At 68.6% G+C, this 1,037-nt stretch carries 1 pseudogene; it reads right to left on the reverse strand.

Annotated features, from left to right (window positions below):
- Positions 1-1,037: pseudogene (locus XBLMG947_RS19825) on the reverse strand (RHS repeat protein); the annotation flags it as partial.

Here is a 1,037-nt window from a genome sequence, read left to right on the forward strand (position 1 = left end):
AGCAGGCTGCGCCCGTCGTACTGGAACTGGCGCTGCACCTGCGCGCTGAGCTGCTCGCGGGTGGTGCGGCCCAGCGCGTCGCGCTCGATCAGGATCGGGGCGTCGTCGTTGATCGCCACTTCGACCACCTGATCGCGCAGGTCGTAGCCGAAGGCGATGCGGTTGCCCGCCGAGGTCTCGCGCAGCACGCGGTTGCCCACCGCGTCGTAGCCGTAACCGACGCGGAAGCCGTCCTGCACTTCTTCCAGCAGCTGGCCCAGGGCATCGAAGCGACGGGTGGCGCTGCGATGCGGGTTGCGCAATTCGATCAACTGCCCGCGACGGTCGTAGACGAAATGCTCCTGTAGCTGCTGGCCCGGCTGGCGCACATCGGCCAATGTCTTGCGCACGATCCGCCCGAGCTGATCGGTGGCATAGGCGATGCGCTGGCCGAGCGGATCGTGGGTCGCGGTCAGGCGGCCGGAGGCGTCGTAGTCGTAGCGGCGCGCCTGGCCCCAGTAATCCACTTCTTCGACGATGCGGCCCAGCGCATCGCGCTTGAGCTCATAGCGTTCGCCACGCTGGTTGATCACCGCCACCAGCTGTTCCTCGCTGTCGTAGCGATATTCCACGGTGTGCCCGTCGGCCTGCAGGCGCTTGCCGATCTGGCCGATGCCCACGTACTGCAGCCGGGTCTGCGCGCCGGCCTCGTCCACGTAGAGGACGAGCTGATCCTCTGCATCGTAGCCGCACTGCACCTCGCCGCCGCCCGGTGAGCGCAGGCGCAGCAGGCGGCCCTTGGCATCGTACTCGTAGGTGCTGGCATGGCCGAGCGGATCGTGCTGGCTGCGCAGCCGGCCCAGCGCGTCGTGCTGGAACGCGCTGCGTTGCCCCAGCGCGTCGATCAGCGCGGCCAGCAGGCCGTAGCGGTCGTATTCCAATTGCGTGGTCGCGCCACGCGCATTGGTGTGCGCACGCAGTTGCCCGTGTGCGTCGTAGACGTACTGCGCCGCTGCGCCGAGCGGATCGGTCTGTTCGACCAGCAGCCCGCGCGCGTC

The sequence above is a fragment of the Xanthomonas bromi genome (genome assembly GCF_900092025.1).
GTDB classification, from domain to species: Bacteria; Pseudomonadota; Gammaproteobacteria; order Xanthomonadales; family Xanthomonadaceae; genus Xanthomonas; species Xanthomonas bromi.